This window comes from Pseudoalteromonas aquimarina, from assembly GCF_049257255.1.
GTDB lineage: Bacteria > Pseudomonadota > Gammaproteobacteria > Enterobacterales > Alteromonadaceae > Pseudoalteromonas.
This window is the reverse complement of sequence record NZ_JBMMUG010000001.1, coordinates 397131-423276: the sequence shown is the minus strand read 5'-3', so window position 1 is coordinate 423276 and position 26146 is coordinate 397131. Positions and strand designations below refer to the sequence as shown.

Genomic DNA, 26146 nt, shown 5'->3' with positions numbered 1-26146 from the left:
ATGAATCCGAACATTTAGGGATACACACAATGAGTAATATTTTTGCAGACAATTCACTTAGCATTGGTAACACACCTCTGGTTAAATTAAACCGCGTAACTTCTGGTAATGTTTACGCTAAAATCGAAGCGCGTAACCCAAGCTTCAGCGTTAAGTGTCGTATTGGCGCGTCAATGATTTGGGAAGCTGAGAAATCAGGTGAATTGACAAAAGACAAAGAACTTATTGAGCCAACGTCTGGTAACACTGGTATTGCACTTGCATTTGTTGCTGCTTCACGCGGTTACAAGCTAACGCTTACAATGCCAAACACAATGAGCCTTGAACGTCGTAAGTTATTAAAAGCACTAGGTGCAAATTTAGTACTTACTGAAGGTGCTAAAGGTATGAAAGGTGCTATTGAAAAAGCACAAGAAATTCAGCAAAGTGCACCTGAGAAATTCATCCTATTACAACAGTTCGAAAACCCAGCGAACCCAAAAATTCACTTTGAAACAACAGGTCCTGAAATTTTCGAAGCAACTGACGGTGATTTAGATTTCTTCGTAGCAGGTGTTGGTACAGGTGGTACTATCACAGGTACTAGCCGTTTCTTAAAATTAGAAAAAGGCCTAGATGTTAAATCAATTGCTGTTGAGCCAGTTGATTCGCCAGTTATTAGCCAAAAAATTGCAGGCGAAGAATTAAAGCCAGGCCCACATAAAATCCAAGGTATTGGTGCTGGTTTCATCCCTGGCAACTTAGACGTTGAAATGATTGATGGCGTTGAGCAAGTATCAAACGAAGACGCAATTGCAATGGCGCACCGCCTAATGAAAGAAGAAGGTATTTTAGCAGGTATCTCTTCAGGTGCAGCTGTAGTTGCAGCTAAGCGTATTGCTGAACTACCTGAGAATAAAGACAAGAAGATTGTTGTTATTCTTCCAAGTTCAGCAGAGCGTTATTTAACGAGCCCATTATTTGCTGAAGAGTTCACAGAGCAAGAACTCGTTCAGTAATTATCTTTGCTAAAAGTGCGAAGCACCGCTTCGCACTTTACATCCTGTTAAAATCATTCCACACTTAGCCTAAATACAAAAACTACAATTAGGCTTATGTTTCGCAAAATCTTTATATCACTTTTTATTTTCGCTCTTGCGGCTTGCTCAGAAGAGGCCCCTGAAATCAAGGCTGATAACGACTCTCCTGAATATAAAGCATCAGAATTCTTTTACGCGATTTTATTAGAAGATGATATTAATAAAGCTGTTAATGCATCTATCCCAAAATATGGCCGTGTAATTAAATCATATGGTTCAACAAAACAATTTGCCCGCAATGTCTTAAATATGCGCTTCGACGAAGTAGAAATTGAGATTGACCATGGCAGCCGCAGCGTGCGAAAACGCTTTGGCGATACCGCAACATTAAATGTTATTTTACATGGTAAGCATAACGGCAACAAAGTTGCAGATATGCGCCAAATTCAGTTAGTTAAAGTGAAAGGTGCTTGGTATATCGAAAAAGTACTGGACGACCCTTACGCTCGTTAAACAAAGTAAAAATTTAATAAGGGCTGATCCATTCTTACATCATCAGCCCCTTGCGCATTCACTAAAGCTCGTCAAACTCATCCACATTTATTACTGCTTGCCTTAACGTTTCATATTCAGTTAAACAGGCTACGTCTTCTTCGCTAAAATCATCTAATGAAGTGATAGCTGTTAAACGGTTAAATTTAATATCAAAGCGTGCTTGTTTCATGGCTTTTTCAAAGCGAGAAATTAAATCTTTTTGCTCTGCCAAGAGCACCAATAAGCGTTCCATATTATCAATGTCACTACCAGCCTTAATATGACAAAGGTTACACAAGCGCTCGCGCATAACTGTGTTTTTACTCAAACTGTTTACCACTTTGTTCAACGTAACATCACTTGGCTTTTTGTAAGGATTTCCCCATGGGAAAACTGTAATACGAATAAGCTTTCCAAGTGTTATATTGGCAAAAAATGCCTCAAATGCCTGCCCAATTTCATACAAACAATGGTCAATAGCGTAAGTCACAAAAGGTAAATCTGAAACTTGCCTGCCATCGTCTTCATAACGTTTTAGCACACTACTTGCTAAATAAAGCTGACTCAAAATATCCCCAAGGCGCGCCGAGGTAGCTTCTTTACGCTTTAACGAACCACCTAATAGCAACATCGCATAATCAGAACAAAACGCAAAAGACGCACTGAGCTTTGATAACGTTTGATAATAATGCGCAACCGGACCAGCACTTACCTTTGGCACAAACCAATTACAGGTGAGCGAATGGAAAAAACTAAAAGCAAAATTACCCATGGTATGCACTATGTGTTTGCACAAGTAATTATCAAACTGACTTAAACCCGTTTGCTCATCCTCCAATGCCACAGCTTCCATCTCTTTTAAAATAAACGGATGGCAGCGCGTTGCACCTTGGCCAAAGATCATTAAGCAACGTGTCAGAATATTTGCACCCTCAACAGTAATGGACACAGGTGTACCTTTATAAGCACTTGCTAAGCTATTACTTGGCCCATTTTGCACTGCTTTACCTGCTTGGATATCAAAACCGCGGTTAATAATATCTCGACCAAGTTCGGTAAGGTGATATTTAGTTATTGCTGTTACCACTGCAGGGCTTAAATTGAGATCAAGCGCCGTTGTGGTCATGCGCCGTGTAGATTCAGTGAGATAACTCATTGCAGCTATATGCGCAAGGCTTTCTGCGACACCTTCAAAATGCGCGATGGGTAAACCAAATTGCTTGCGAATTAATGCATAAGCACTGGTTGTGCGTGTGGTTAAATGCGCAGTAGCAGTTGCCAGTGCAGGTAAGGAAATCCCCCGCCCTGCGCTTAAGCATTCAACTAACATTCGCCAGCCTTTGCCAATAAAGTCCTCACCACCAATTAATGCATCAAGTGGAACAAATACATCTTCACCTGTCGTTGGACCATTCATAAATGCCATGCCCATCGGGTCATGACGTTTACCACTTGTAACACCCTTGGTTTTGGCAGGAATAAGTGCACAGCAAATACCTAAATCCTCTTTATCGCCCAATAATCCATCCGGATCATAAAGTTTGAACGCAAGCCCTATCACCGTTGCAATCGGAGCAAGCGTAATATAACGTTTTTGCCAATTGAGTTTTATGCCCAACGTCATTTTATTTTTATAACGTTTTTTACACACCACACCATAATCTTGTATCGCACCGGCGTCAGAGCCTGCATCTAATGCGGTTAATGCAAAACAGGGAACTTCTTCTCCCGTTGCCAGTTTTGGTAGCCAAAAATCTTGTTGCTCTTTAGTGCCGTAATGAGCAAGTAATTCCGCAGGCCCCAAACTGTTTGGCACCATCACGGTGACCGCAGCTGATAAACTAGAACACGCAATTTTGCTCACAATTGTGGAGTTAGCATAGGCCGAAAAACCATGTCCGCCATGGCTTTTCGGCACGATTAAAGCAAAGAAGCCCTCTTTTTTTAAATATTGCCAAACCGCTTTTGGTAAATCGCGCTCTGAAACAATTTGATGATCGTCCAACATATCTAATAATGTGGTTACTTGATTATCAATAAATGCTTGCTCTTCGTGGCTGAGTTTGGGGCTTGGATAACTTCTAAATGTTTGCCAATTTGGTCGCCCAGAAAATAGCTCACCATCCCACCAAATATCCCCGGCTTCCATAGCTTGACGCTCAGTATCTGAAAGCGGTGGCAAGGCTTTTTTGAAGTAATTAAAAACAGGTTTTGTTACAAATCTAAGGCGGTTTGCACGAATTCCAAATATCGCTGCAATAGCAAAAACAATTATTATAAAAATCAACATTCTAAAACCTTACCTGGACTTTATTTGACTCTTATTCAAGTATGGACATATCCGCGAAAAAGTCTAACTACGTTTACCCAGTTTTATAGCCCTGCTATTATGGCGAAGATTGGCGCAAAGCCATCCAGCTAAGGAAGATAATAAAATGACACCATTTAAACTCTCACTACCAGCAATTTTGGTAGCATCAGCCGTCGCGTTAACTGGCTGTAATGCAAATAATTCAGAAAAATCAACTGCAACACAACAAGTAACAGCTCAAGACGCAAAAGCGTTTTTAGCGAATACTGAAACAGAATTAATGGCGCTTTATAACGAAGTTAGCCGTGCTGAGTGGATTTACGCAAACTTTATCACTCACGATACTTCGGGCCTATCAGCAGCAGCAAACGAAAAGATGACAGCTGCTGTAGTTCGTTTAGCAAATGAAGCGTCTAAGTTTGATAAATTAGACCTAGACGAAGATAGCCGCCGTAAACTTGATAAACTTAAGCTGGCACTAACGCTGCCTGCACCACAAGATCCGGCTAAAACAGCTGAGCTTTCAAAAATCGTTGCTGAACTTGGCGGCCTTTATGGTAAAGGTAAGTACTGTAAAGAAGACGGTAAGTGTTTAAGCCTTGGCGATATGACAGCAACCATGGCAACAAGCCGTGATTACGACGAATTACTTGATATTTGGACTGGCTGGCGTGAAGTTGCTAAACCAATGCGTCCACTTTACGAGCAACAAGTTAAATTAACCAACCAAGGTGCTAACGAGCTTGGCTATGCAGATACAGGTGCAATGTGGCGTAGTAAATACGATATGCCAGCTGATGATTTTGCAAAAGAGCTAGATCGTATTTGGGGTCAAGTTAAGCCACTTTATAACTCACTACACTGTCATGTTCGCGCAAAACTGGGCGAAAAATATGGTGAAGATAAAGTACCACAAGACAAGCCAATTCCAGCACACTTACTTGGTAATATGTGGGCACAAACGTGGGGTAATATCTACGATGTGGTTGCACCTGCAAATGCTGATCCAGGTTACGATGTAACTGAACTACTTGCTAAGCACAACTACGACGAACTAAAAATGGTGCGCGGTGCTGAGAAATTCTTTACATCTATGGGCTTTGCACCATTACCTGAGACATTCTACGAGCGTTCACTGTTTACTAAGCCACAAGATCGCGACGTGCAATGTCACGCATCAGCTTGGAACTTAGATAGCAAAGACGACTTACGTATTAAGATGTGTATCCAACGTACTGGTGAAGAATTCTCGGTAATTCACCACGAACTGGGCCACAACTTCTACCAGCGCGCTTACAACACGCAACCAATTTACTATCAAGAAAGTGCTAACGATGGCTTCCACGAAGCAATTGGTGACACTATCGCCCTTTCTGTAACACCTGGTTACTTAAAAGAAATCGGTTTACTTGATGAAGTACCGGATGAATCAAAAGATATCGGTCTTCTAATGAAAATGGCAATGGATAAAATTGCATTTATCCCATTTGGCCTACTTGTTGACCAATGGCGCTGGAAAGTATTCTCAGGTGAAGTAACACCAGAGAACTACAACCAAGCATGGTGGGAACTGCGTGAAAAGTATCAAGGTGTTGCGGCTCCTGTGGCTCGTACTGAAGAACACTTTGATCCAGGCGCGAAATACCACGTACCAGGTAACACACCTTATACGCGTTATTTCTTAGCGCATATTCTACAATTTGAATTCCACCGCGCATTATGTGAAATCGCAGGCAGCAAAGAGTCTATTCACCGTTGTAGCGTTTATAACTCAAAAGAAGCAGGTGAGCGTTTAGATACGATGCTGAAAATGGGTTCTAGCCGTCCATGGCAAGAAGCGCTTGCAAGCGTAACGGGTAAACCAGAAATGGATGCAACAGCAATTCTTGATTACTTTGCACCATTACAAAAATACTTAGATGAGCAAAACAAAGGCCGCCAGTGCGGTTGGTAATCTAATACCAACTCTGTTAAGTATGTGATCAGGGATAGCGCTGGATAAATGAAATGGTAACAAGGCGGAATTTTTCTTATGTAGTTGTTCTACATTGATAAATTTTAACGCAGTTAGCATGATATTTAGCCCGCTAGGATGATCAGCTATTTAAGTGAATTGGTATAACTTAGCTTAAACAAAAAAACCGCTGAAATTCAGCGGTTTTTTTATTGTTTAAATAGTTTTAGAACTGGCCGTAAACAGCAAAAACAAGAGCTTCATCAATATCTTGATAGCTAATTGAAAAGGCAAAATTGGCGTCCGTATAATATTTCGCTTTTACTTCAAACTTGCCATCATTAACACCAACACCCGCAGAGATTGCTTGGTTTAAATAGTAGGTACCAAACACCCGCGTTACTAAATCATTTCCAGTTTCAGTCACTGAAGCATCAACTGCTAAATGCTGCGCGCTATTAAGTGCCATAAAATAGCGAGACGCCAACTCCCAGCTATCTAGGTCTACCTCAGTATCAAAACTAAACGCAAGGTAATCAATGCGGTTGATTTGATGATTGTATTCAGCACGCGCAAATACTTCGCCGTCTGCGTTATCAGTATCACTGTAACGGGCACTTACTTTAAAATCATCATTCAGTAAAAAACCAGCGCCAACGCTAAAGGCATCAAAGTCGCCTTGTTTAGCCACATCTGCGGTAATAAAAACATTATTCTCTAAGAAATATTCACCACCAATATTGTAAGCATTATCATCGTAGAAGTTATTAATTGAACCATACAAATTAGTATCGGTATTTAAATAACCAAACTCATCTAACACACCTATCATAGCTTGTGGTTTAAAGAAATAATGGCTGCTCAATGCAAAACCATCGTAGTTATCGGCATTTACATAATTAAACTCGTTAAACGATTGATAACTAGCAGCATTTACGCCAGCTGAAACGAGAAATAAAGAAGATAAAATTAATTTTTTCATATTGTGTGTTGCACTATCCTAATGTGTACTGACTTAAAATTTTGTAGACCTGATCAATATCATCACCCGCTTTGAATTCTTTAGTTAGCGGATTTGGCTCTGAGCCTAACCAGATCTTTAATTCCGCATCGAGATCAAACGTGCCTGCTGACTCTTTGCTAAATTTAGTGATTTTACCGTAAGGGATAGATAAAACTTCCGCTTTGCTGCCACGGACACCTTGACGGTCTACTAAAATAAGGCGTTTATTTGTAAACACCATCACATCGCGGATCACCTTATAGGCTTTTTCGATTTGCTCACCGTCTATAAGCGCTGAATCTATAAAACGCTCTACTTCTTCGCTATTTACTTCGCTTGCATTACCCAATAAACCAGATAAAAGTCCCATGGTTAGCTCCTTTGCTGTTATAACGGGAAAAGATACTGTTCGGCATCTTGCCAGTTTGTACATTGTTTCACACCCGGCACATACTCGATGAGATAATTTAAATTACCAGTGTGTCGCAACAATGTCAGTGTCATTAATGTGTTTAAAAAAGCACGTTTGTCGTCGACTTGATACAAATAACTTTCTAAAAATTGATGAAAAATTTCTGATTTCCCTTTTGCAATTAATAAACCCACGGTGGTAAGTTCAAACAAAGGTTCATTACAGATAAGTGCATCACCAAAATCAATCACACCTGAGAGAAATATTCCTTTATCAGTACGTTTTACCAGTAAATTCCCTGGGTGTAAGTCACTATGAACAAGGTATAAATTAGTTGTTTCAGGTGCTTTGTAAGGCGTATGTGAAATATAAGGGATAAAATCGGCTAAAAAGTCTGCTCGTAAGCCTTGTCGCTTTCGGCGGGCGTAGCTATTGTGGTATTGCTCATCAATAAATTTTTGCCAGCCTTTGTACAATACGCTCGACTTTTCCATAGGGATACTGTGCATTTGCAAACAAAAACGCCCTAGCTGATCAGCAATCGATTTTTGTTCTTCAAGTGTAAGTTCGTTATACACATCTGAGAGCAACTGACCTTCCAGCCCTTCAGTGACAATGTAACCCCAATTGTTAATTTCACCATGTGCAATCAATTTAGGTGTCGCAATCGGAAGTGTTGCCGCGTCGCATACATTAAGTGCTTCTTTCTCATGGTGATATTGAAAAAGCCAATTCGGCGCAATAAATTTAATGTAGAACGTTTGCTTGCTCGCACTTTCAAGTACAAACGTTGGATTTTCACCTGAGCTTGCACGCTGTAACACTGTAAGTGCTAAGTCATTATTTTCACAGATTTGTTCTATCAGCGGCTGCCAGTGACTTTCATTGGTAAAGTCGCAAATAGCACAGGCAAGCTCATAACTTGGTTCTGTTGGTAAATCTAATGCATTGAAGTTTTTAATCAAATAGCTGGTTTTCAAGTGTTTTTCCATTATAAATTTGCTGATATGCAATGCTCTGTTGATGTAAACATTGCAGTAATTGAATATCAAAGTCAGTGACACTGGCATCATATTCAATTAGGTATTCACGTGATTGGGTTATTTTTATGTGTCTTAAGCCATTAAGCTTAGTAATCACGTTGTCTAAATTATCTAAATGTTGTTTCAATCTCAGTGTTAAATAGGCCTGTGAAGTAGTATCACTATCACCTGAGTATTGTTTCAAACTGCCCGATTCAAACACAAATACACGTTGGCACAAGCGTTCAAGCTCTGCTAAATCGTGTGAGCTTAGAATAAAGGTAATATCTTTACTCAAGCTTGCTATAAGCTCTCGGACTTCTTTGGCATGCACCGGGTCAAGGCCCGCGGTGGCCTCATCAAGTAATACAAAAGATGGGTTACCAATCAGTGATTGTGCAATACACGCACGCTTTCGCATACCATGAGAAAGCTCTTGAGGCTTTTTGATTTTATGTTCAAGTAAACCAACGAGTCCAAGTACACGTGCAACCTCAGCTATGCCATCATTTTTAGTAAAACCTTGAAGTGTGGCAAAAAATGCCAATTGCTTTTCAATGGTAAAGCGCGGATCAAGCTGTGCATCTTGCGGCAGCACAGCTAGTTTTCCAAATTGCTCACTATGTGGTATCGCCTTGCCATCAAACAGTACTTCACCGCTACTCGGTGAAATAAACCCTGAAATTAAGCTAAAAAGCGTGGTTTTACCTGCTCCATTAGGACCAATAATTGCAACTGGTTCGCCACTTGGAATGGTCATCGAAACATCAACCAATACCTTATTTGAAGCAAAATGCTTACTTACATTTTTAAGTTCAATCATGGTTATACCCCTTGCTTCTTAAATAAAGTAAAGGTTAATGCACCGTAGGCCACAGTCTGCGCTAAAGGAAGTAAATACTGATCTGCTTTACTGGCAGTTAGTGACAAGGTGTTAAACAAATTAGCGTTAGGTAATAAATAACTTAATAACTCAAGACCTTGCCACACATAATCGGCTAGTAAACCAATAATAATACTGCCCAAGGTAAGCAATAACAGACAATGCACTATCGCTTGTTTAGATGAAGTAGAATAGACATTCAGTAACAGCATAAAGGCGATCATCGGTAACACAACAAACACCAAATCGATAAAAATGCCGCTACTTAAATTTAGTGCTGCCGTTAATTGCGTACTGTCGTTCCATACAATCAAAAAATTGCTGGCAAATAACGCAAGTAAGATAAACGAACTTACCACCATGACTTGCCCTAAAAAGCGACCTAGCAATAAATCTTCTCGTTTTGCTCGCAGTAATAAAAATCGAATGGTGCCGCGCGCTTTATCGCCACAAAGTTGATCGGCAGAAGAAAACATCGCAAAAAAAGGAAAGGTAAGCACCGCAACTAACCAAAACACAATGAGCTCGGGTACCGGCCAATTTGATAAATTTTCAAGCCCCACTTCGCCGAGTATCTGTGCAATAAAACGCTCAAACTGGGGATTTTTGAAAAATGCTGCTCCCTTTGCCACCACATTGGTCAGAATAAGTGCCCAGATTGCAAGGTAGCTAATAATGGCAACTAGCCCTCTTTTAGAAAATAAAAACCGTGAAAATTCAAATTGTGCAAATGCAATTACACGGTGAAAGCTAGTTGAAACCATAAAATTCCTTTATTTTAATTGTGCTTGGAAACGTTCTAGTCCTGCTTTTAAGTCCAGTTTAAGATCTTCTACGTCTTCAAGTCCAACATGAATTCGCACTAAAGGTCCTGCGTATGGCCACTGAGTCACTGTACGAATACGATTAAAACTACTTGTAACCGTAATTAAACTTTCAAAACCACCCCATGAATAGCCCATTTTAAAATGGCTCATACCGTCTAATAACGCGGTAATCGCGGCTTGATTACCCTCTTTTAAAACAAAACTGAAAAGCCCTGTACTACCACTAAAATCTCGCTTAAAGACTTCTGAACCAGGGCATGAATCAAGCATTGGGTGACGCACATGATCCACAAGTGGGTGGTCTTTTAACCAATTTGCAATTTCTAACGCTGCTTGCTCATGCTGTTTTAAACGCACTGGCATGGTTCGCAAGCCACGCAGCGCTAAATAGGCATCATCAGCAGAAGTACATTGCCCCATTAAATACGCATTTTCACGTAATTGCTCCCAACAGGCTTCATTTGCAATCGCAACGCCCATCATCACATCTGAGTGACCAACGATGTATTTGGTTGCCGCTTGAATGGATACATCTACACCATGTGTAAGTGGTTTGAAAAAATAACCATTGCCGTAGGTGTTATCAATAAACACTAATAAATCATGTGCTTTAGCAATTTTGGTAAGTAGCGGTACATCTTGCACTTCCATGGTAATGGAACCGGGTGCTTCTAAAAATAACAGTACCGTATTGTCTTGAATAAGCTCGACTATGCCTTCACCAATCATCGGGTCATAGTAAGTCGTACTTACGCCCATATTGGCTAAAATTTTGTCACAAAAATCGCGCGTTGGTTCGTACGCCGTATCCACCATTAAAATATGGTCACCGGTTTTTACAAACGACAAAATAGCGTTACTTACCGCTGCCGCACCACTTGGAAATAACGCACAACCTGCGCCTTGTTCAAGCTCAGCAATAGCATCTTGCAGGGCAAAGTGAGTATGCGTGCCACGACGCCCATAAAATAGTACTTGTTCGCCGCGTTTTGCAGTGTTTTCTTTCATTTGCGCAACAGAGTCAAACACAATGGTTGAAGCGCGCTGAACGACCGGATTCACCACGCCTTGGGTATATTTTGTTTTACGACCTGCGTGAATAATTTGGGTATTAGCTTTCATTTATCAAATCTACTCTTGGTTCTGTTGCAAATATTAAATAGACTTTTAGACGTCTAATCAAATCAAATTTGTTATGAGTTAATCCAATGCTCTAATAAAAAGCGGCTAATCGAACTAAAGCGTGGCTTTTTAAAGGTGCTAGTTTCATCGCCCCACTCACCAAATTCGGCTAATTCATCGCGACTAAACCAGCGTGCATCTTCTAATTCATCTTCACCAATATCAATGTCTGCGCTGCTAGCCGTTGCAATAAAGCCTATCATCACGGAACTGGGAAAAGGCCAAGGTTGCGATGCAATGTATTCAACCTCATGCACGTCAACGCCTGACTCTTCTTTTACTTCACGAATAACCGCCTCTTCAAGAGTTTCACCGGCATCCACAAACCCAGCAAGCGCAGAGTAATTGCCAGTTGGCCACGACGCTTGACGGCCAAGCAAACAGCGTTCAATGCCATCATCAAACACTTTTTTCACTATCATAATCACCGCAGGATCGTGACGAGGAAAGGTGATATGACCACATTGTTTATTAGTACACTTTCGTGAGTAGCCACCTTCAAATGATATATTCTCTCTGCCACAGCGGCCACAATACACGTGAGTTTTATGCCAGTGCAGTAAGGTTTTAGCATAACCCGCAATCGCAACACTTGTTGCAGGGAAACTTGCAAGTTGAGTTCTAAAAGGCAAAGTTTGATAACAACTTAGCTCATCCAGTTGTAACTCCTGCTGAGAAATTTCCATGGCAAAGTAAGGCGTTTCATTATCAAGCCCTAAAAATAGGTGTGGTTTGCGACCTAAAATTTGAGAAACATGTTCCACACTTAACCATAGCAAATCATCCAAATGACTTGTTGAGAGCATATTGTCTTGATAAAAGAGCAATACTTTTGCATCAACACGATTAAGTTGAGTTTTGATAAATTCGGGTTTGCTGCGCTCACGCGAACAACGTGCCAGCGGCATTTGACTAAAAGGCAGGTTTTGCATAGCTAATTTATTGAATTTAGTATGCTTGTATTAAAACATAAAAAAAGCGCCAATGGCGCTTTTTAAAACAAAAATGATGTTACAAAATGCTTAGTTTGGTAGTTCTGCTAAGTATTGTTGTAACTTCTGATTTTCGCTTTCAATATGCTTATAAAGCTCTGCATTCACTAACTTGCTAGCAGCCGCTTCATCAATTACTACTACTGCATCTTGGTGGAATTGTAATGCTGATGCAGGACAAACCGCAGATACAGCACCTTCACACATATCGCGAATTGCATCGGCTTTGTTTTCACCCGTTGCTAATAGAACCACTTTTTTAGCTTCTAAAATCGTGCCAATACCCATGGTGATTGATAAGTGTGGTTGGAATTCACCTTCAGCAAAGAAACGTGCGTTATCTTCAACTGTTTCTTTGGTTAGAGTCTTAACGCGCGTGCGTGATGCCAAGCTTGATGATGGTTCATTAAAACCAATATGACCATTACGGCCAATACCTAATAACTGCACATCTACCCCACCACTTTGCGAGATTTTATTTTCATACATTTTGCATGCAGTGATTGGGTTTTGCGCATCACCTGGCGGTACAAAGGTATTATTCTTATCAATATCAACATGATTAAATAATTGTTCGTTCATAAAAAAACGATAGCTTTGTGGATGGTCACCATCTAACCCAAGGTACTCGTCAAGGTTGAAGCTTGTCACTTGCTTAAAGCTTACTTTGTTTGCTTGATTTGCTTTGATAAGTTCCTGATAAAGTGCCACAGGCGTTGAACCCGTTGCTAAACCTAATACAGAATCTGATTTTCTGTTGATTTGATCGATAAAAATCTGAGCACCGTATTCGGCCACTGCTGCTGCATCTTTTAAAATAACTATTTGCATAGGGAAGGCTCTAGTAAGGGGTTAAATAAAAATGGGATCTATGGATATCTGTCCGTGCAAGTAAAGATAATCCATAGATCACAAAACCTAATCGGGATACTGACGATATTAGGCTTTACCATTATGACAACGCTGTCATTATTGCGTCTAATTACAAATTTGTAAAGTAAAAGTGAATAAATAATCGTTATTTGCTAATTAAAATTAGTTATATGAAAACACCAAATAAAAAAGCTGGCAGTGCCAGCTTTTACTTATTCTTCATCTGCCTTTGTGGGCATAGACTTAAACGCTAATTAAAATTTTACGTTTATAAAGCCAATGTAAAACTAATAATTGCGCACCTAATAAGGCAAATACCGCGAACAATGGCTGCCAAGGTGCTGGTACCGCAGCAATCACACCACCAAACACACTCTTAGAAATAAATTCCCAATTAACTAAACTGGATGCCAAATAAATAACAATTGAATTCGCACCAATAATAACAAACAGATACGCTGCGCGCTGTTGGTTTAATAAATCAACTACCGCGTAAAACACCGCAAGTAAAATGAAACTCCACCCTACCGTTACCATCACAAACGACGAAGTCCATAAGTCTTTATTTACTGGGAACACCATATCCCAAAGCCAGCCACATGCCAGTGCAACTAGACCCGCAGCAAATAAAATACCGGCTGTTTTCCACTCGCCACGCTCTTGCGCTTGTTTAATATAACGGCCTGCAATCACACCAAACAGCGCATTTGCAATCGCTGGCACACTCGACAAAATCCCCTCAGGATCCATTGGCTTATTTTGGTAAGTGATACCCGGTAACAAGTTTGTATCAAACCACGCATTCCAAGAACCTGCTCCACCTGCAGATAAATCACCTGCTACACCACCTGGTACTGGAATAAAACATAACCAAATCCAATACCCAATTAAAATACCCGCAAGGGTGAACATTTGGGTTCTGAAGCTGGTATGCCAAACCAACATTGCGGCAACAAACCAAGCAATTGCGATGCGCCCTAAAACACTGGCATAGCGTACTTCTTCAGGGTTAAGTGGCACACCTGTTCCCCAGCCATGGTTATAAAGTACACCAAAAAAACATAATAAGAATAAACGCTTAAACGCTTTGATATAAATTGGTCTTCGTTCATTAAATGGCAAGTGATCAATGCGCTTTGGCGCCAAACCCATCGCCACACCAGAGAGGAAAATAAACAGTGGGAAAATCAAATCATAAAAAGTGAACCCATGCCACTGGCTATGCAATGTTTGTGCTTCAGCAACTTTCCAACCAGCCCAACCGGTTAAAACAAATAAGGCGGCAAAAATTTTCTCGCCACCTAAAATCCAAAACATGTCAAAGCCACGCAGTGCATCTAATGACGCCAAACGCTTTTTTGCTTTTTTATTTGTATCGCTCACGACAACCTCGTTTTAAAACTTGTAAAATCATACAGAGAGAAACAATCCGTTGCATCTTACTTTTCGTTTGATTTAATTTCTATTTACGTACTTCCCCTAAAAATACGACCGCTAATTTTACTTTCTTTTAGATAAAAAAAAGCCCCGCTTGTTACTTCAAAGCAGGGTTTTTGCCCAGGAATCTTTTAACGTTTTGCGCCTGCAACATAGGTTTCTTGCGCATAGTAATCGTCGCTCATCACCACAAAGTCAGCATCCGCGCCCGCCACAAGGCGACCTTTTTGCGTGCCCAGCCCTAAATATTGTGCTGGGTAAAGTGATGCCATACGAAGTGCTTCTGCATAGCTAACATCAAGGGTGTTGATGGTGTTTCGCACAGCGCCAGCCATATCAAGCACACTGCCCGCTAATTCACCGGTAGTCGAATTTAATCTATCGCCAGTACGAATAACTTTACGACCATCAAAGAAATCAAATTCCATATCATCGGTGCCTACAGGCGGCATTGCATCCGTTACCAACATAATTTTGCCACGCGTTTTGCTGTCAATTGCAAATTTCGCTGACACTGGGTGAACATGGTGACCATCAACGATTAAGCCACACCACGATTGTGTATCTGTAAGTGCTGCACCCACAACACCTGGCTCACGCGATGTAAATGCACTCATTGCATTATATAAGTGCGTAAAACCATCTGCGCCTGCCTCAAGTGCTGCTAGCACTGTTTGGTAATCAGCATTAGTGTGACCAATAGACACTTTTACACCCGCCGCGACAAGGCGTTTGATATCTGCAACAGATACATTCTCAGGTGCAAGTGTTACTACTTTAATGCCTAAATCTTGGCGCTCAAAAACAGCAAATTCAGCTTCCGAAATAGGACGGATAAATTTTTCACTGTGCGTGCCTTTTTTTGGCATAGACAAATGAGGGCCTTCGAAGTGTACACCCACAATACCTGGCACTTTATCTTTAATTGCCTGAGCTGTTGCATCAGCTGCACGCTCCATTACTTCAACACTGTCTGTAATAAGTGTTGGTAACAATGCGGTTGTACCAAATTGGCCATGTGCTTTTGCAATTTTATCGACACATTCAACGCTTTGATCTGCATTAAAAAATGCACCACCGCCGCCATTTACTTGTACATCAATAAAACCTGGAACCACAGTGCCAGTAAGTGCGATTGCACCTGCAGCTTGACCGTTCACAAACTCGGTAATAACACCATTTTCAACCACAAAACTGACATTTTCTAAAAACTGTTCACCTGTAAATAGGCGCGTCGCAAAGTAGGTAGTCGTCGACATAATTAACCTTCTATCGAGTTTTGTGCGAAATAAACAGCGCCCATTTCTGGCGGCTGCATTGCAGGTTGTACGTTTTCAACAACCTCTTTATCTAGCCAATCTTGTAATGGCTCAGCTAAACCACCAATCATAGATAAACGTGGTGGTTTATTTTCTAATAATTTATACGCTAAATCACTGATATAACGAGCACCGTCTTTTACAATGGCAAGTGCAACTTCATCGCCTTGCTTTGCTTGCTCTAAAACAGGGCGAGCAAGTTGCGCATAACTGCTTGATGGTTTTCCTGCCATCGCCTCAGCAATGCCCATTGCATCAGTTACTTTAAAATGTGCTAATAAGATATCTGCAAGCGACGTTTTTGGCCCTAAGCCATCTAAACTTAATAATGCAGCTTTAACCGCCTCAAGTCCAAGCCAAGCACCACTGCCTTTATCGCCTTGTGCAAAACCATGGCCGCCTAGGATTGTACTTTGACCGTTGACATATGAGAAACCACATGACCCTGTACCTGTGATAATTACCGCGCCATCTTTACCTTCATGTGCGCCAATGCACGCTGTGTGCAAATCGGTAGTTAGATACATCTTTTTGAATGGGTGATGCCAATCTTGAATTTGTTGATAAAGACCCGGTAAGTTAACACCTGCAAGACCAAGCCCTGCAACCACGTCATTAACTTTGTCGAGGTTTAATCCAGCATCTTGAATTGCCAGTTGGGTTGAAACCATAATGGATTCAAGTGTGCGATCTAAGCCATGCAATGGGTTTGCGGGACCTCCGAGTCCTGTACCTAACACCCCATTTTGGCTCGAAAATACGGTTGCACGACACTTCGTACCGCCACCGTCTATTCCAATAAAGATTTGCTCTTTATTTGCACTACTTGCAACCATTAAACAACCTCAATTCTTATATTTTTTATCGTAAAAGCGCACTGTCTAGTGAGCCAAAATCTGGCAGTCACTATTCTCTTTTACGGATTTCCTCAACCCATGTGTTGATTTAATGTTACACAAATAATGACAGCGTTGTCATTAAATTTTTATAGTTTTTGCAATTACAGGAACGCAATGCATGTAACCATATGTAATTTAAAGATTTTAAAATCTGTCACTTCGACTAATAGGTAACATCTTCCTACTTCACTTTAACCAACATTTATAAAATAGCAATGCAAACCTGATTCTCTTGGCAAATCATAAAATTGCGAACTAAGCTTTAAATAAGATATGGAAAAAGAGAGCAAGTCATGCATTCAATTAAAGTTAAAGACTATATGACACACCGCGCTGTCACCTTCACAGTTCAAATGACAGTTAGTGAAGCATCTGAGCGATTGCTAATTGCGCATCAAATTGGTGGGCCTGTACTTGATGAGCATCGCCATGTTGTTGGTTTTTTATCTGAGCAAGATTGTTTAGAGCGCATGCTTGAAGATACATACCAAAACGAGAGCCATTACAAAGTGGTTGATATTATGCGTACTGATGTACTTGCCATCGACGAAGAGCATTCAGTACTTGATTTAGCCCAAACAATGTTAACCAACAAACCCAAAATTTACCCTGTGGTTGATGCTAACAAACGCCTTGTCGGTGTTATTACTAGAAGCGATGTTTTAAGAGCGATAGATCAACATCATCATGCAATTTATGAACAAGGGCATCGCCGTTTCGTTTAACTAATCTTTTCATTTTCTTGAATCAAACCAAACACTGTTACACTTCTGTACAGTGTTTTTTTATTTTATAAATACCAAGTTTGTTAAAGTTGCCCTATTTTCCTTGATCTGAAGCAGACAACCTGCGTACTAACTTTGCCAAATTCAAATGTAAGCTCCTATACTTAATTTGTTATAAAAATTAGCGTTAAAAAGGAGTGAGTTATGGCGCATATTCTCGCGGTTGATGATCAACACACTATCCGCTCAATGATTGAAGCAATCCTAAGTGGTGCTGGCTATCAAGTGATGACAGCAGTAGATGGTGTGGATGCAATGGAAAAGCTAAGAACACACCAATTTGATATGGTGATTACGGATATTAATATGCCCAATATGTCAGGGCTTAGTTTAATTCCTAAAATTCGCCGACTACCAGAACATCAATATGTTCCCATTTTGATGCTTACAACCGAATCAAGTAGTTATAAAAAAGAAAAAGCGAAAAACAGTGGCGCAACTGGTTGGTTAACAAAACCGTTTGATCCCACGCGCTTACTGACCGCAGTAGAAAAGCTGATTAAAAAGTAAACTTTTTTATTTGTAGTGTATACAAAATACAAAAATCCTGTTACAAATATAGGCACTAGGCAAGAACACAGCAACTATGGCAGGTACGACCTGTTTTAGATAAATACAATTACAACTTGTTGATGTCATCCTTTGTTCTAGTAAATTTTCGGTCACTTTTTATAAGTTAACAGTATTTCGCACTAACTTAACGTGGCTAAATTGAAATAACCTAATGACAACAGGAACACAGAAAATGGGAAATTCAACAGGAAGCTTATGCCCCCCTGCTAACCGCCAACAACCAGTCGACAATTCGAAACACGCTAGTAAGCCGTTTCAGCCGAGTCAGGACGAAAAATGTTTTGAACGAGGTTATAACTAGATAAAAAAAGCCCGCAACTGCGGGCTATTTTATTATTTTACACCTAGCTCTTTTAAACGTTCGTTCAAGTAGCTGTCTGCAGTGTAACGCTCTGAAAGCACTACATCTGGACGAGGATGTAAAAATAACGGTAATGAGATGCGTGATTTATCAGACGCTTTCCCTGTTGGGTTAATTACACGGTGAATTGTCGATGGGAAGTAACCACCTGACGCTTCTTGCAGCATATCACCGATATTAATGATCAGATTACCAAAGTCACATGGCACATCAATCCAACCGCCATCTTTGTCTTGCACTTGAAGACCTGGCTCATTTGCCGCAGGTAAAACTGTTAGTAAGTTAATATCACCATGCGCTGCTGCACGAATTGCACCTGGCTCTTCATCGCCCGTCATTGGTGGGTAATGTAGAACACGTAATAACGTTTGCTCTGAGTTTGAAATCATATCTTTCAAATCAATTGAAAACTTCGCTTTCACGTCTGCTGGCGCATATTCTTGCACCCAGCTTAGTAGCGTAGACGCAAACTCGTTAGCTAAACGGTAGTATTCACGAATTTCAGCTTCTAATTGTGCAGGTACACGACCATTTGGGTAAACGTGGAAGTATTCTTTAATATCTTTTACAGTGAAACCTTTAGCTACCTCAGATACTTCTGGTGGGAAATAACCATCTTGCGTTTCTTTGCTAAACAGAAAATCATGTTTTTCGCTCGAATTGAAAAAGTCTTGCCAGTTTTTATAAATCGACTCAACTAAATCTTGCGAAATTGGGTGGTTTTTTAATACACCAAAGCCGGTATTGCGTAACGACTCAACAAACTGCTCAGCCGCATTTTCAGCGGTATAATCAACCGTAGGTAATTGCATAAGATTCACCAAAATAAAAAAGTGAAGAGCCTTTTTGGCTCATACACTTATCAAATAATTCAAGGGATGTGTTTTGCACGCATCATTCTCACTAAAGTGATTATAGATTATAAGGACGAATGTCCGCACGCATGTTATGAGTTATCTTCTTTTGATTTAAGTCAATTTGATAACGTACTTTATTTGCACCTTTAACTCTATTAGCAATACATCCGTTTGATTAATTAAATGCGTTGTAACGCTTAGCGCTTTGCTCGGCTTGATGCCAAAGTGTTGTTTGTTTTAAGTCGCGCAGTAAATAATAACTGTCTTGCTCACTCAAATTGGCAATTTCGTTAGCTATCGAATATGGATATCGCCCATTTTCTAGCTGTTTAGGGTCAATGCCGTAATTAAGTAACAGCCAAATAATCGATGCGCCAGACTCATAAAACATATTAAAGGCAAAATATTGCTCTTTCTCTTTTTTTGAACTTATTTGTTTGTAGCCATATTGTTCTTCATCAAGTCTAAGCGGATTTAATAAACTAAAGGGTTTATATTTATGAGAAGAAATCACCTCTCGTGACATCATAACATCAACATACAGTGCTCTGCCTTCAAACAGCTCTTGCCCTAACCCATGTTTATAAACCCAACCTGTTGATGCATCACCAGTACGCGAACTATCAATTCGCATCATTTCATCCGTTAGTACGGTATATTGTTTTATAAAATGTAATGTTTCTTCACTGCTTAACACTTTATTTGGCAAATCTGACATTAAAGCTAACAACATTACTTTGAGCGTCACCATTTCTTCATCAAGTGGATATTTCCAAAGTTCATCAAAATCGAGTTGTTCTCGCCCTGTTGGCTGTTTAAAAGTGTTGTGTTGATAAATATGAAATGCTTCGTGATAGGCCAATGAAATCGCTGGAGTAATTAACATGTCTGAGATGTTGACCGACTGCTCACTATAGCTTTGCAAATAATATTGGTGGTTATTAATTTTATAATAAAAATCAAAAAGGCCATTGCCTTCTAGTAATTTGTCATGCGCAGCAACACTCTCTTCGTTTAGTTGTTGCACGGTAATGCCATAATGCTTATCTAATGCAACAGCATCTGGGATAGTTTCTTTTGCATTAACTATATAAGCGTTTTTAACTTGCTTATCCTCGGCATGGATCAGATACATCCCAACTTTATCAAATTGGTAACCCTGCCACGGTGTATCATATTCGCCAGCTTGTTTAATTTGTTGAAAAAACATTTCATCTATTTTACTTGCCTGCCCTGTGCTAACCGTAGGCTTGCTTGTCGAATTATTACTTTCATTATTACACCCAGCAATCACCGCCAAGATACATGTAACCAATCCCAATTTTTTCATATTTAGCTCCTTTTCCTCAAACAAAACATAATGATATGAATCAAGCGAAGTAAGGTTAAGTAAGCATCTGTGGGAAAGTGTGACCAAGCTGTGACCGCGTGTTGTTAAGGTTTAACATTTAACTAAAATGCAACAAATAGACGACACAAAAAGTCCATGTCAGTGTAAGCAAGGACATTATCAATGTTAAATGTTATGATTAGGCTAAATAAAAATCTTTGAAAAGTTTGAAGTTACTTTGCCCAAAGCTATCTCTATCAAAGCGCTATTTTTAGGCTAAAGTCACGAGTTTAATTGGACCATCACCTTTTCAATTTCAAAACGAATTATGCTTTTTTATGAATAACCAAGAACAACCAACAATTTACTGGCACGACTACGAAACGTGGGGAGCGACCCCTCAAAAAGACAGGCCCAGCCAGTTTGCAGGCATTCGTACTGATCACGATCTAAATATTATTGGCGAGCCTTTGGTTATTTACTGCAAACCACAAGCAGATTACCTGCCTCACCCAATGGCGGCATTGGTTACAGGTATTACACCGCAACATGCAATGAAGCATGGTATTTGCGAAGCTGACTTTATTAGCAAGATTCATCAAGAATTTGCCAAAGAAAATACCTGTGTTGCAGGTTACAATAGTATTCGCTTTGACGATGAAGTATCACGGTATACTTTTTATCGTAATTTTTACGACCCATATGCACGTGAATGGCAAAATGGTAACAGCCGTTGGGACATTATCGATTTAGTTCGCGCTACTTATGCACTGCGCCCTGAAGGCATCAATTGGCCAGAAAAAGAAGATGGTTCACCGAGTTTTAAGTTAGAAGAATTAACTGCAGCAAATGGTATTGATCATGGTAATGCTCACGATGCACTGAGTGACGTGACAGCCACAATTGCGCTAGCAAAACTTATAAAAGAAAAACAGCCCAAACTCTATCATTTTTATTTTGGCTTACGTTTTAAAAAAGCAGCGCAAGAGCTAATAGATGTATTTAATATGACGCCTTTAGTGCATGTCTCTTCAAAAATTCCTGCAAGCCAAGGCTGCACTACTTGGATTGCGCCAATTGCGTTTCACCATCAAAATAAAAACGCGGTAATTTGTGTGAATTTAGCGCTAGACCCTACCCCGTTAATTGAATTAAGTGTTGAAGAAATTCGAGAGCGTCTTTATACAAAACGTGAAAATCTGGGCGAAGATCAACTGCCAATTGGCCTAAAGCAAGTGCATATAAATAAATGTCCGTTTATTGCACCAGCAAAGACATTGTTACCTGAAAACGCAGAACGACTGGGTATAAATAGAGAAGCCTGTTTAGCAAACCTCAAGTTACTTCGCGCGCACCCAGAGCTTCGCGAAAAAGTGGTTGAGGTATTTAACGATGATAGCCATTTAACACCTATTACAAACCCTGATTATGCACTTTACCAAGGATTTGCCTCAAGCGGCGACAAATCAAAATTCGATATTATTCGTTCAACTGAACCGAGCCAGTTAGCAGGTCTTCAATTAGACTTTGATGATGCGAAATACAGTGAAATGCTGTTTCGCTATCGTGCACGTAATTGGCCTGAAAGCCTTAATCATCAAGAGCTCGAAAAATGGCGCAAGTATTGCCAAGCCAAATTAATGCATGGCGAAGATAACCCTTCTCTTGATGCAAACGATTTTATGCTGACACTAGAAAACCTTGCCCATGAACATGAAAGTGACGAGAAAAAAATGGCGATATTAAAATCGCTTTACCACTATGCACAGAGCTTATAGTGAAAAAGAAAATTTCATGTATTGATTACGACTACTTTGAGATTGTGTGTATGCGCCACTCAAAAGTAGTCGTCACTCTGGTATCCGACCAGCAGTTTTGTGGTACTGCTCACGGCTTACTTAATCGTGATGGCAATGAATATCTAGCTATTACTCAGTTAGATAATGCGCTTATTCATATCAATCTTACTAATATAAAACAACTTAAAGCTATCGAGAGCCCAATCGAGCAGCATAATTTTACCGCTAATTTCTAAATACACGAACTCACAGGTATTTGTAAGCATTCTATTATTGTTTCAGTCGATTCAGCTGCTTGAAAATCAAACAACTTGTTCTAACTTTAATAAAGTACTCACCCAAGCAGAACAAGGAAGTAAGCATGCTCAAAAATCTCTCTTTTAAAAAAGCAATTATCGCAATTTCGGTTGTGACTACCTTGTTTATTTTTCTTTTAATTGCGATTTCAATGCAAAAAGACCTTATTAATATTGAGAGTGCAAAGCGTGACCAAATGCTGCTTACACTTGCTTTAAAAGCCGATAACGTCGCGCATAATTTTGCAGTTGAGAGAGGGTTATCTGCAGGTTACATTGGTTCAGGGGCCGCTCTACAGCTTTCAAAAGTAAAACAACAACGAAATAAAGCCGATAACGCTTGGCAACAGCTTAAATCTGCAAAAATGGATAACTTAACACCTGGCATTACTAAACTAAGATCACGATTGGAAAGCCAGATCAATAACCGCGCAAGCATTCGCCAACAAGTTGATAATCGAAATGGTAAAGAAGCGTTCAACTATTACTCTGAAATTAATTTAATGGCACTTGATTTAGTTCGGGCCATTACCCTCTCTATTTCCAATAGCCACACCCGTAATCAATTTACTCAAGTTTATTCTTTCTCGCATTTAAAAGAACACTTAGGCCAAGTACGGGGAAAACTTAACGGCATTCTTGGTGCTAAAGCGTTTAATGCGACACAAGCGCAAGAAATATCGGCATATATTGCCAGCATAAATCGATTCAAATCACTGTTATCAGATGATGATACTCAAGCGCAGTTTTTTACTCAAAATTCTGTTCAACAATTCAGTAACTATATTCAAAAAACCATTTCGGATATATTTATTAGTCAAATAGATTCATCACAATGGCCAAAGCCCAGTCAATGGTTTGCAACGACCACCGACTATATAAACAACGTAAAAACACATGCAACTGAATTAACAAGCCAAATTAGTTTGCAAACAGAGCAGACAATTTCTAGTTACTACCAATCGCTTTACTTGAAACTAATCGGACTCGTAATCGCAGCAATAATTATAGTGTGGGCGAATATTCGTGTAATAAAAGGACTTACCTTTAAAATTAACCACATAAAAGAAACTCTTTCGTATATCTCAGGTTCTGGTGATTTGACCATTCGCTTAAATGATGATTCTTATGACGAATTGGGCTCAATTAGTCGTGATGTTGACAAATTGCTAGACTCACAAAAAAATCTGGTTGGTCACTTATCAAATGCGCTTCAAGTAATGAGTGAAAGCATCGATAAAATTTCAGATGTCAGCAGCCATGTTATTGAACAAATAATTAAAAATGATGGTGCTTTACATAGTATTGCAAGTTCAACCGAACAGCTTTTTCAAACTACCTTGGGTATAAAAAGTCAAATGGATGAATCAATGGATAGCACATCAAAGTTAGATGATGTATCTAAGCATACACGTGCAATCACTGAGCAATCTAAGGGTTCCCTTGATACCCTGATCCAACTAAATGAAAGTGCCTTTAATTCCACCGAAAGCCTGCATAACAAAAGCCAGTCAATCGTGTCGATTCTCGAAAGTATTAATAGCATAGCTGAACAAACCAACTTGTTGGCATTAAACGCCGCTATTGAAGCAGCCCGTGCAGGTGAGCAAGGTCGTGGTTTTGCCGTAGGCGCCGATGAAGTTAGACAGCTTGCTATACGCTCAAAAGATGCCACCAGTGAAATTAGCAGTGTATTAGAACTGGTTAAAAACGACGCTGAAGAGTTAAAGGGTTTAATGGAAAATATTCATGAGTCGAGCAGATTCACTTCTACCAACAGTAATTCATCGCTTGAAAATATTAATACTTTGTACAACCAAATCAGCAGCATACAAAACCGCTTAAAAACAGTCTCACTTTCAACGGAGGAACAATCAGAAGCAGCCTCACATATAACCGAACAAGTCACGGTGATTAGTGAAGAATCAAACACAATCACCAATGACATGGAAACGCTAAATCAACTAATTGAAGGCCTTCTAGCTTCAAATCAACAACTTAAGAACTCAATTACACATTATAAAACAGTCTAAGCGATGTAAAACACGCTTAGGTTTTGATTACTCTGATTTTTCTAGATATTCACGGCAAATAAGTGATACATCGTGAGATGACAGAGGTTGTTTTGTTAACCCACAACGAAAGCCATCTTCTTCACTTAAATTGTACTTACACGCTTTGCACACACCAAATAAAGTACGATTTCGCTGATTTTGATACGCCTTAAGTAATGCATGTAAATTACCATGTAATTGAGCAATATCAGTTTGTTGAAGTTCGTCAAGTGCCCCTAAAAAATTCGCAGGCGGGCTGGTTTTCTCTAAATATGTTTTGCCTTGTTGCGTCAATACTATGTGGGTTACCCGTTTATCATGCGTGTCTTTTTCTTTAGCTATTAGCCCTTTGCCTTCAAGTACCTTAAGTGTCTGAGACACAGTCCCTTTTGTTAAACCTAAATAATCAGTTACTGCAGCAGCCGTATCTGAGTAGCGGTTACATACCGATAAATAATACAGCGCTTCTTGCTGCACGGGTAATAACCCCTGCTCTGCACCAATATATCTGACTTCCTGACGCAACACATTCGCGAGCCGCTCAAGAACATAGTAAATATCATTTTTCATAAACAATATAGTATCGAGTCAAAACAATATTGACAAGATAAAATTTTTCTGCGCATGATAAACAAATGTCGAGTCGACACCATATTAAATTGGAGATTATTATGTACTATTTCAAACAATCACTAACGGCAATTACCCTAGGATTAATTCTTTCATCTGCTGTGAATGCACACGATAAACATGCAGGCCATATACAAAGCCCTGCAAATGAAAATATCGCACCGAGCTTTGACATTATTCATGCAAAAGTGACAACCAAAAACGGCTTTTTAGAATTTCAACAGCTAGTAAGTGGTGAGGCTGGCAGCGCACAACCAATGACTGTTGGCGCCTTAGGCGGAGCTGAAGTCTACAGTTATGTTTGGCCTACGAGTTTAAATAGTGCCGCAGTTGGCTTTGAAGCCGATCAAGGTATTCTGGCTTTAGTGCTTACCGTTCACCCTGACTTTGACGATACACCACTTTATGATGAGAACAACGATGGTGTGCTAACTAACGACGGCGATTTATGGCACAGCCACTGGGTGGTCTTAACTAAAGACGATGCTTGTGGTTCAGGATCTTTAAAAGTAAAAGATATTCCAGAAAATACCCAACCTAAGCTGCCAAAAACATGGCCAAAGCTACCAATTTTCATCGACAGCCCAGGTTATGATTTTACCCTTCATCAAAACCAAGTCACAATCAAAGTGCCATTAAGTGCAATTGCCGACAATGCTGATTTTCAATTTGATGCCGTAACAGCAGCACTAAAGGTAAATCAACAGATCCACGCACCTCTTTTATGTGTCACTAACGTATTTGATATTGCATCTGGCGATTTATCATTGCCTGGCAAAAAGCTGTAAAGAAGG

General features: G+C 39.9%; 24 protein-coding genes. 9 read left to right on the top strand and 15 right to left on the bottom strand.

What is annotated here, in order from left to right:
• Nucleotides 1-29: 29 nt before the first annotated feature.
• Both cysK and AAEU29_RS01900 read left to right on the top strand, forming a co-directional pair.
• Complete coding sequence (gene cysK / locus AAEU29_RS01905) at nt 30-998, top strand: cysteine synthase A (protein WP_421971831.1); 969 nt, start codon at nt 30-32, stop codon at nt 996-998.
• 96 nt (nt 999-1094) lie between these two features.
• Nucleotides 1095-1532: a hypothetical protein gene (locus tag AAEU29_RS01900; protein WP_421971830.1), complete on the top strand. Its 438-nt coding sequence runs from the start codon at nt 1095-1097 to the stop codon at nt 1530-1532.
• A 61-nt stretch (nt 1533-1593) separates the two neighbouring features.
• Here AAEU29_RS01900 and AAEU29_RS01895 read toward each other — a convergent pair whose 3' ends face one another.
• Nucleotides 1594-3843, bottom strand: coding sequence for an acyl-CoA dehydrogenase (locus tag AAEU29_RS01895; protein WP_421971829.1), 2250 nt, complete (start codon nt 3841-3843; stop codon nt 1594-1596).
• 145 nt (nt 3844-3988) lie between these two features.
• Here AAEU29_RS01895 and AAEU29_RS01890 point away from each other — a divergent pair, with 145 nt between their 5' ends.
• Nucleotides 3989-5818, top strand: a complete 1830-nt coding sequence (locus tag AAEU29_RS01890) for a M2 family metallopeptidase (RefSeq protein ID WP_421971828.1) — start codon at nt 3989-3991, stop codon at nt 5816-5818.
• Between the two features lie 226 nt (nt 5819-6044).
• Here AAEU29_RS01890 and AAEU29_RS01885 read toward each other — a convergent pair whose 3' ends face one another.
• From AAEU29_RS01885 to nagK, 11 genes are all read right to left on the bottom strand, one after another.
• Nucleotides 6045-6800 (bottom strand): putative porin, encoded by a 756-nt coding sequence (locus tag AAEU29_RS01885; RefSeq protein WP_421971827.1) that lies wholly within the window; start codon nt 6798-6800, stop codon nt 6045-6047.
• 13 nt (nt 6801-6813) lie between these two features.
• Entirely contained in the window at nt 6814-7191 is a 378-nt protein-coding gene (locus AAEU29_RS01880; RefSeq protein ID WP_372769169.1) for a PH domain-containing protein, read from the bottom strand.
• 17 nt (nt 7192-7208) lie between these two features.
• Nucleotides 7209-8225 carry an aminoglycoside phosphotransferase family protein gene (locus AAEU29_RS01875; protein WP_421971826.1) on the bottom strand — a complete coding sequence of 339 codons (1017 nt, stop codon included), beginning with the start codon at nt 8223-8225 and terminating at the stop codon, nt 7209-7211.
• Nucleotides 8191-9078 (bottom strand): ABC transporter ATP-binding protein, encoded by an 888-nt coding sequence (locus AAEU29_RS01870; RefSeq protein ID WP_421971825.1) that lies wholly within the window; start codon nt 9076-9078, stop codon nt 8191-8193. The genes AAEU29_RS01875 and AAEU29_RS01870 overlap by 35 nt, the downstream gene beginning before the upstream one ends.
• Nucleotides 9079-9080: 2 nt before the next feature.
• Nucleotides 9081-9902, bottom strand: coding sequence for an ABC transporter permease subunit (locus AAEU29_RS01865; protein WP_421971824.1), 822 nt, complete (start codon nt 9900-9902; stop codon nt 9081-9083).
• A 9-nt stretch (nt 9903-9911) separates the two neighbouring features.
• The gene (locus AAEU29_RS01860; protein WP_421971823.1) at nt 9912-11087 is read right to left on the bottom strand and encodes a cystathionine beta-lyase; all 1176 of its coding nucleotides are present in this window, start codon (nt 11085-11087) and stop codon (nt 9912-9914) included.
• A gap of 71 nt (nt 11088-11158) precedes the next feature.
• Nucleotides 11159-12079: an NAD(+) diphosphatase gene (gene nudC, locus AAEU29_RS01855; protein WP_421971822.1), complete on the bottom strand. Its 921-nt coding sequence runs from the start codon at nt 12077-12079 to the stop codon at nt 11159-11161.
• A gap of 90 nt (nt 12080-12169) precedes the next feature.
• The gene (nagB, locus tag AAEU29_RS01850; RefSeq protein ID WP_421971821.1) at nt 12170-12970 is read right to left on the bottom strand and encodes a glucosamine-6-phosphate deaminase; all 801 of its coding nucleotides are present in this window, start codon (nt 12968-12970) and stop codon (nt 12170-12172) included.
• 285 nt (nt 12971-13255) lie between these two features.
• Nucleotides 13256-14395, bottom strand: a complete 1140-nt coding sequence (gene nagX / locus AAEU29_RS01845) for a transmembrane glucosamine N-acetyltransferase NagX (RefSeq protein WP_421971820.1) — start codon at nt 14393-14395, stop codon at nt 13256-13258.
• A gap of 185 nt (nt 14396-14580) precedes the next feature.
• Nucleotides 14581-15708, bottom strand: a complete 1128-nt coding sequence (nagA, locus tag AAEU29_RS01840; protein WP_421971819.1) for an N-acetylglucosamine-6-phosphate deacetylase — start codon at nt 15706-15708, stop codon at nt 14581-14583.
• A 2-nt stretch (nt 15709-15710) separates the two neighbouring features.
• The gene (nagK, locus tag AAEU29_RS01835; protein ID WP_421971818.1) at nt 15711-16604 is read right to left on the bottom strand and encodes an N-acetylglucosamine kinase; all 894 of its coding nucleotides are present in this window, start codon (nt 16602-16604) and stop codon (nt 15711-15713) included.
• Between the two features lie 356 nt (nt 16605-16960).
• Between nagK and AAEU29_RS01830 the strand changes: the two genes are divergently transcribed.
• Together AAEU29_RS01830 and AAEU29_RS01825 are read left to right on the top strand one after the other, a co-directional pair.
• Complete coding sequence (locus tag AAEU29_RS01830; protein WP_274761728.1) at nt 16961-17392, top strand: CBS domain-containing protein; 432 nt, start codon at nt 16961-16963, stop codon at nt 17390-17392.
• Between the two features lie 204 nt (nt 17393-17596).
• Nucleotides 17597-17962: a response regulator gene (locus AAEU29_RS01825; RefSeq protein WP_421971817.1), complete on the top strand. Its 366-nt coding sequence runs from the start codon at nt 17597-17599 to the stop codon at nt 17960-17962.
• A 396-nt stretch (nt 17963-18358) separates the two neighbouring features.
• Here AAEU29_RS01825 and AAEU29_RS01820 read toward each other — a convergent pair whose 3' ends face one another.
• The gene (locus AAEU29_RS01820; protein WP_274761726.1) at nt 18359-19198 is read right to left on the bottom strand and encodes an isopenicillin N synthase family dioxygenase; all 840 of its coding nucleotides are present in this window, start codon (nt 19196-19198) and stop codon (nt 18359-18361) included.
• 220 nt (nt 19199-19418) lie between these two features.
• Nucleotides 19419-20573, bottom strand: a complete 1155-nt coding sequence (locus tag AAEU29_RS01815) for a hypothetical protein (RefSeq protein WP_421971816.1) — start codon at nt 20571-20573, stop codon at nt 19419-19421.
• Between the two features lie 338 nt (nt 20574-20911).
• Between AAEU29_RS01815 and sbcB the strand changes: the two genes are divergently transcribed.
• The 3 genes from sbcB to AAEU29_RS01800 all read left to right on the top strand — a co-directional run bounded on the left by sbcB (nt 20912) and on the right by AAEU29_RS01800 (nt 24701).
• Entirely contained in the window at nt 20912-22351 is a 1440-nt protein-coding gene (gene sbcB, locus AAEU29_RS01810; protein WP_421971815.1) for an exodeoxyribonuclease I, read from the top strand.
• Entirely contained in the window at nt 22351-22608 is a 258-nt protein-coding gene (locus tag AAEU29_RS01805) for a Rho-binding antiterminator (RefSeq protein WP_421971814.1), read from the top strand. Before sbcB ends, AAEU29_RS01805 begins: the two co-directional genes overlap by 1 nt.
• 125 nt (nt 22609-22733) lie before the next feature.
• Nucleotides 22734-24701, top strand: a complete 1968-nt coding sequence (locus tag AAEU29_RS01800) for a methyl-accepting chemotaxis protein (RefSeq protein ID WP_421971813.1) — start codon at nt 22734-22736, stop codon at nt 24699-24701.
• Nucleotides 24702-24728: 27 nt separating this feature from the next.
• Here the strand turns inward: AAEU29_RS01800 and AAEU29_RS01795 are convergent, their stop codons facing one another.
• Complete coding sequence (locus AAEU29_RS01795; RefSeq protein WP_421971812.1) at nt 24729-25292, bottom strand: MarR family winged helix-turn-helix transcriptional regulator; 564 nt, start codon at nt 25290-25292, stop codon at nt 24729-24731.
• A 101-nt stretch (nt 25293-25393) separates the two neighbouring features.
• On the opposite strand from AAEU29_RS01795, the gene AAEU29_RS01790 reads away from it, so the two are divergent.
• A complete protein-coding gene (locus tag AAEU29_RS01790) occupies nt 25394-26140 on the top strand; it encodes a hypothetical protein (RefSeq protein ID WP_421971811.1) in 747 nt (248 codons plus the stop codon).
• Nucleotides 26141-26146: the final 6 nt, after the last annotated feature.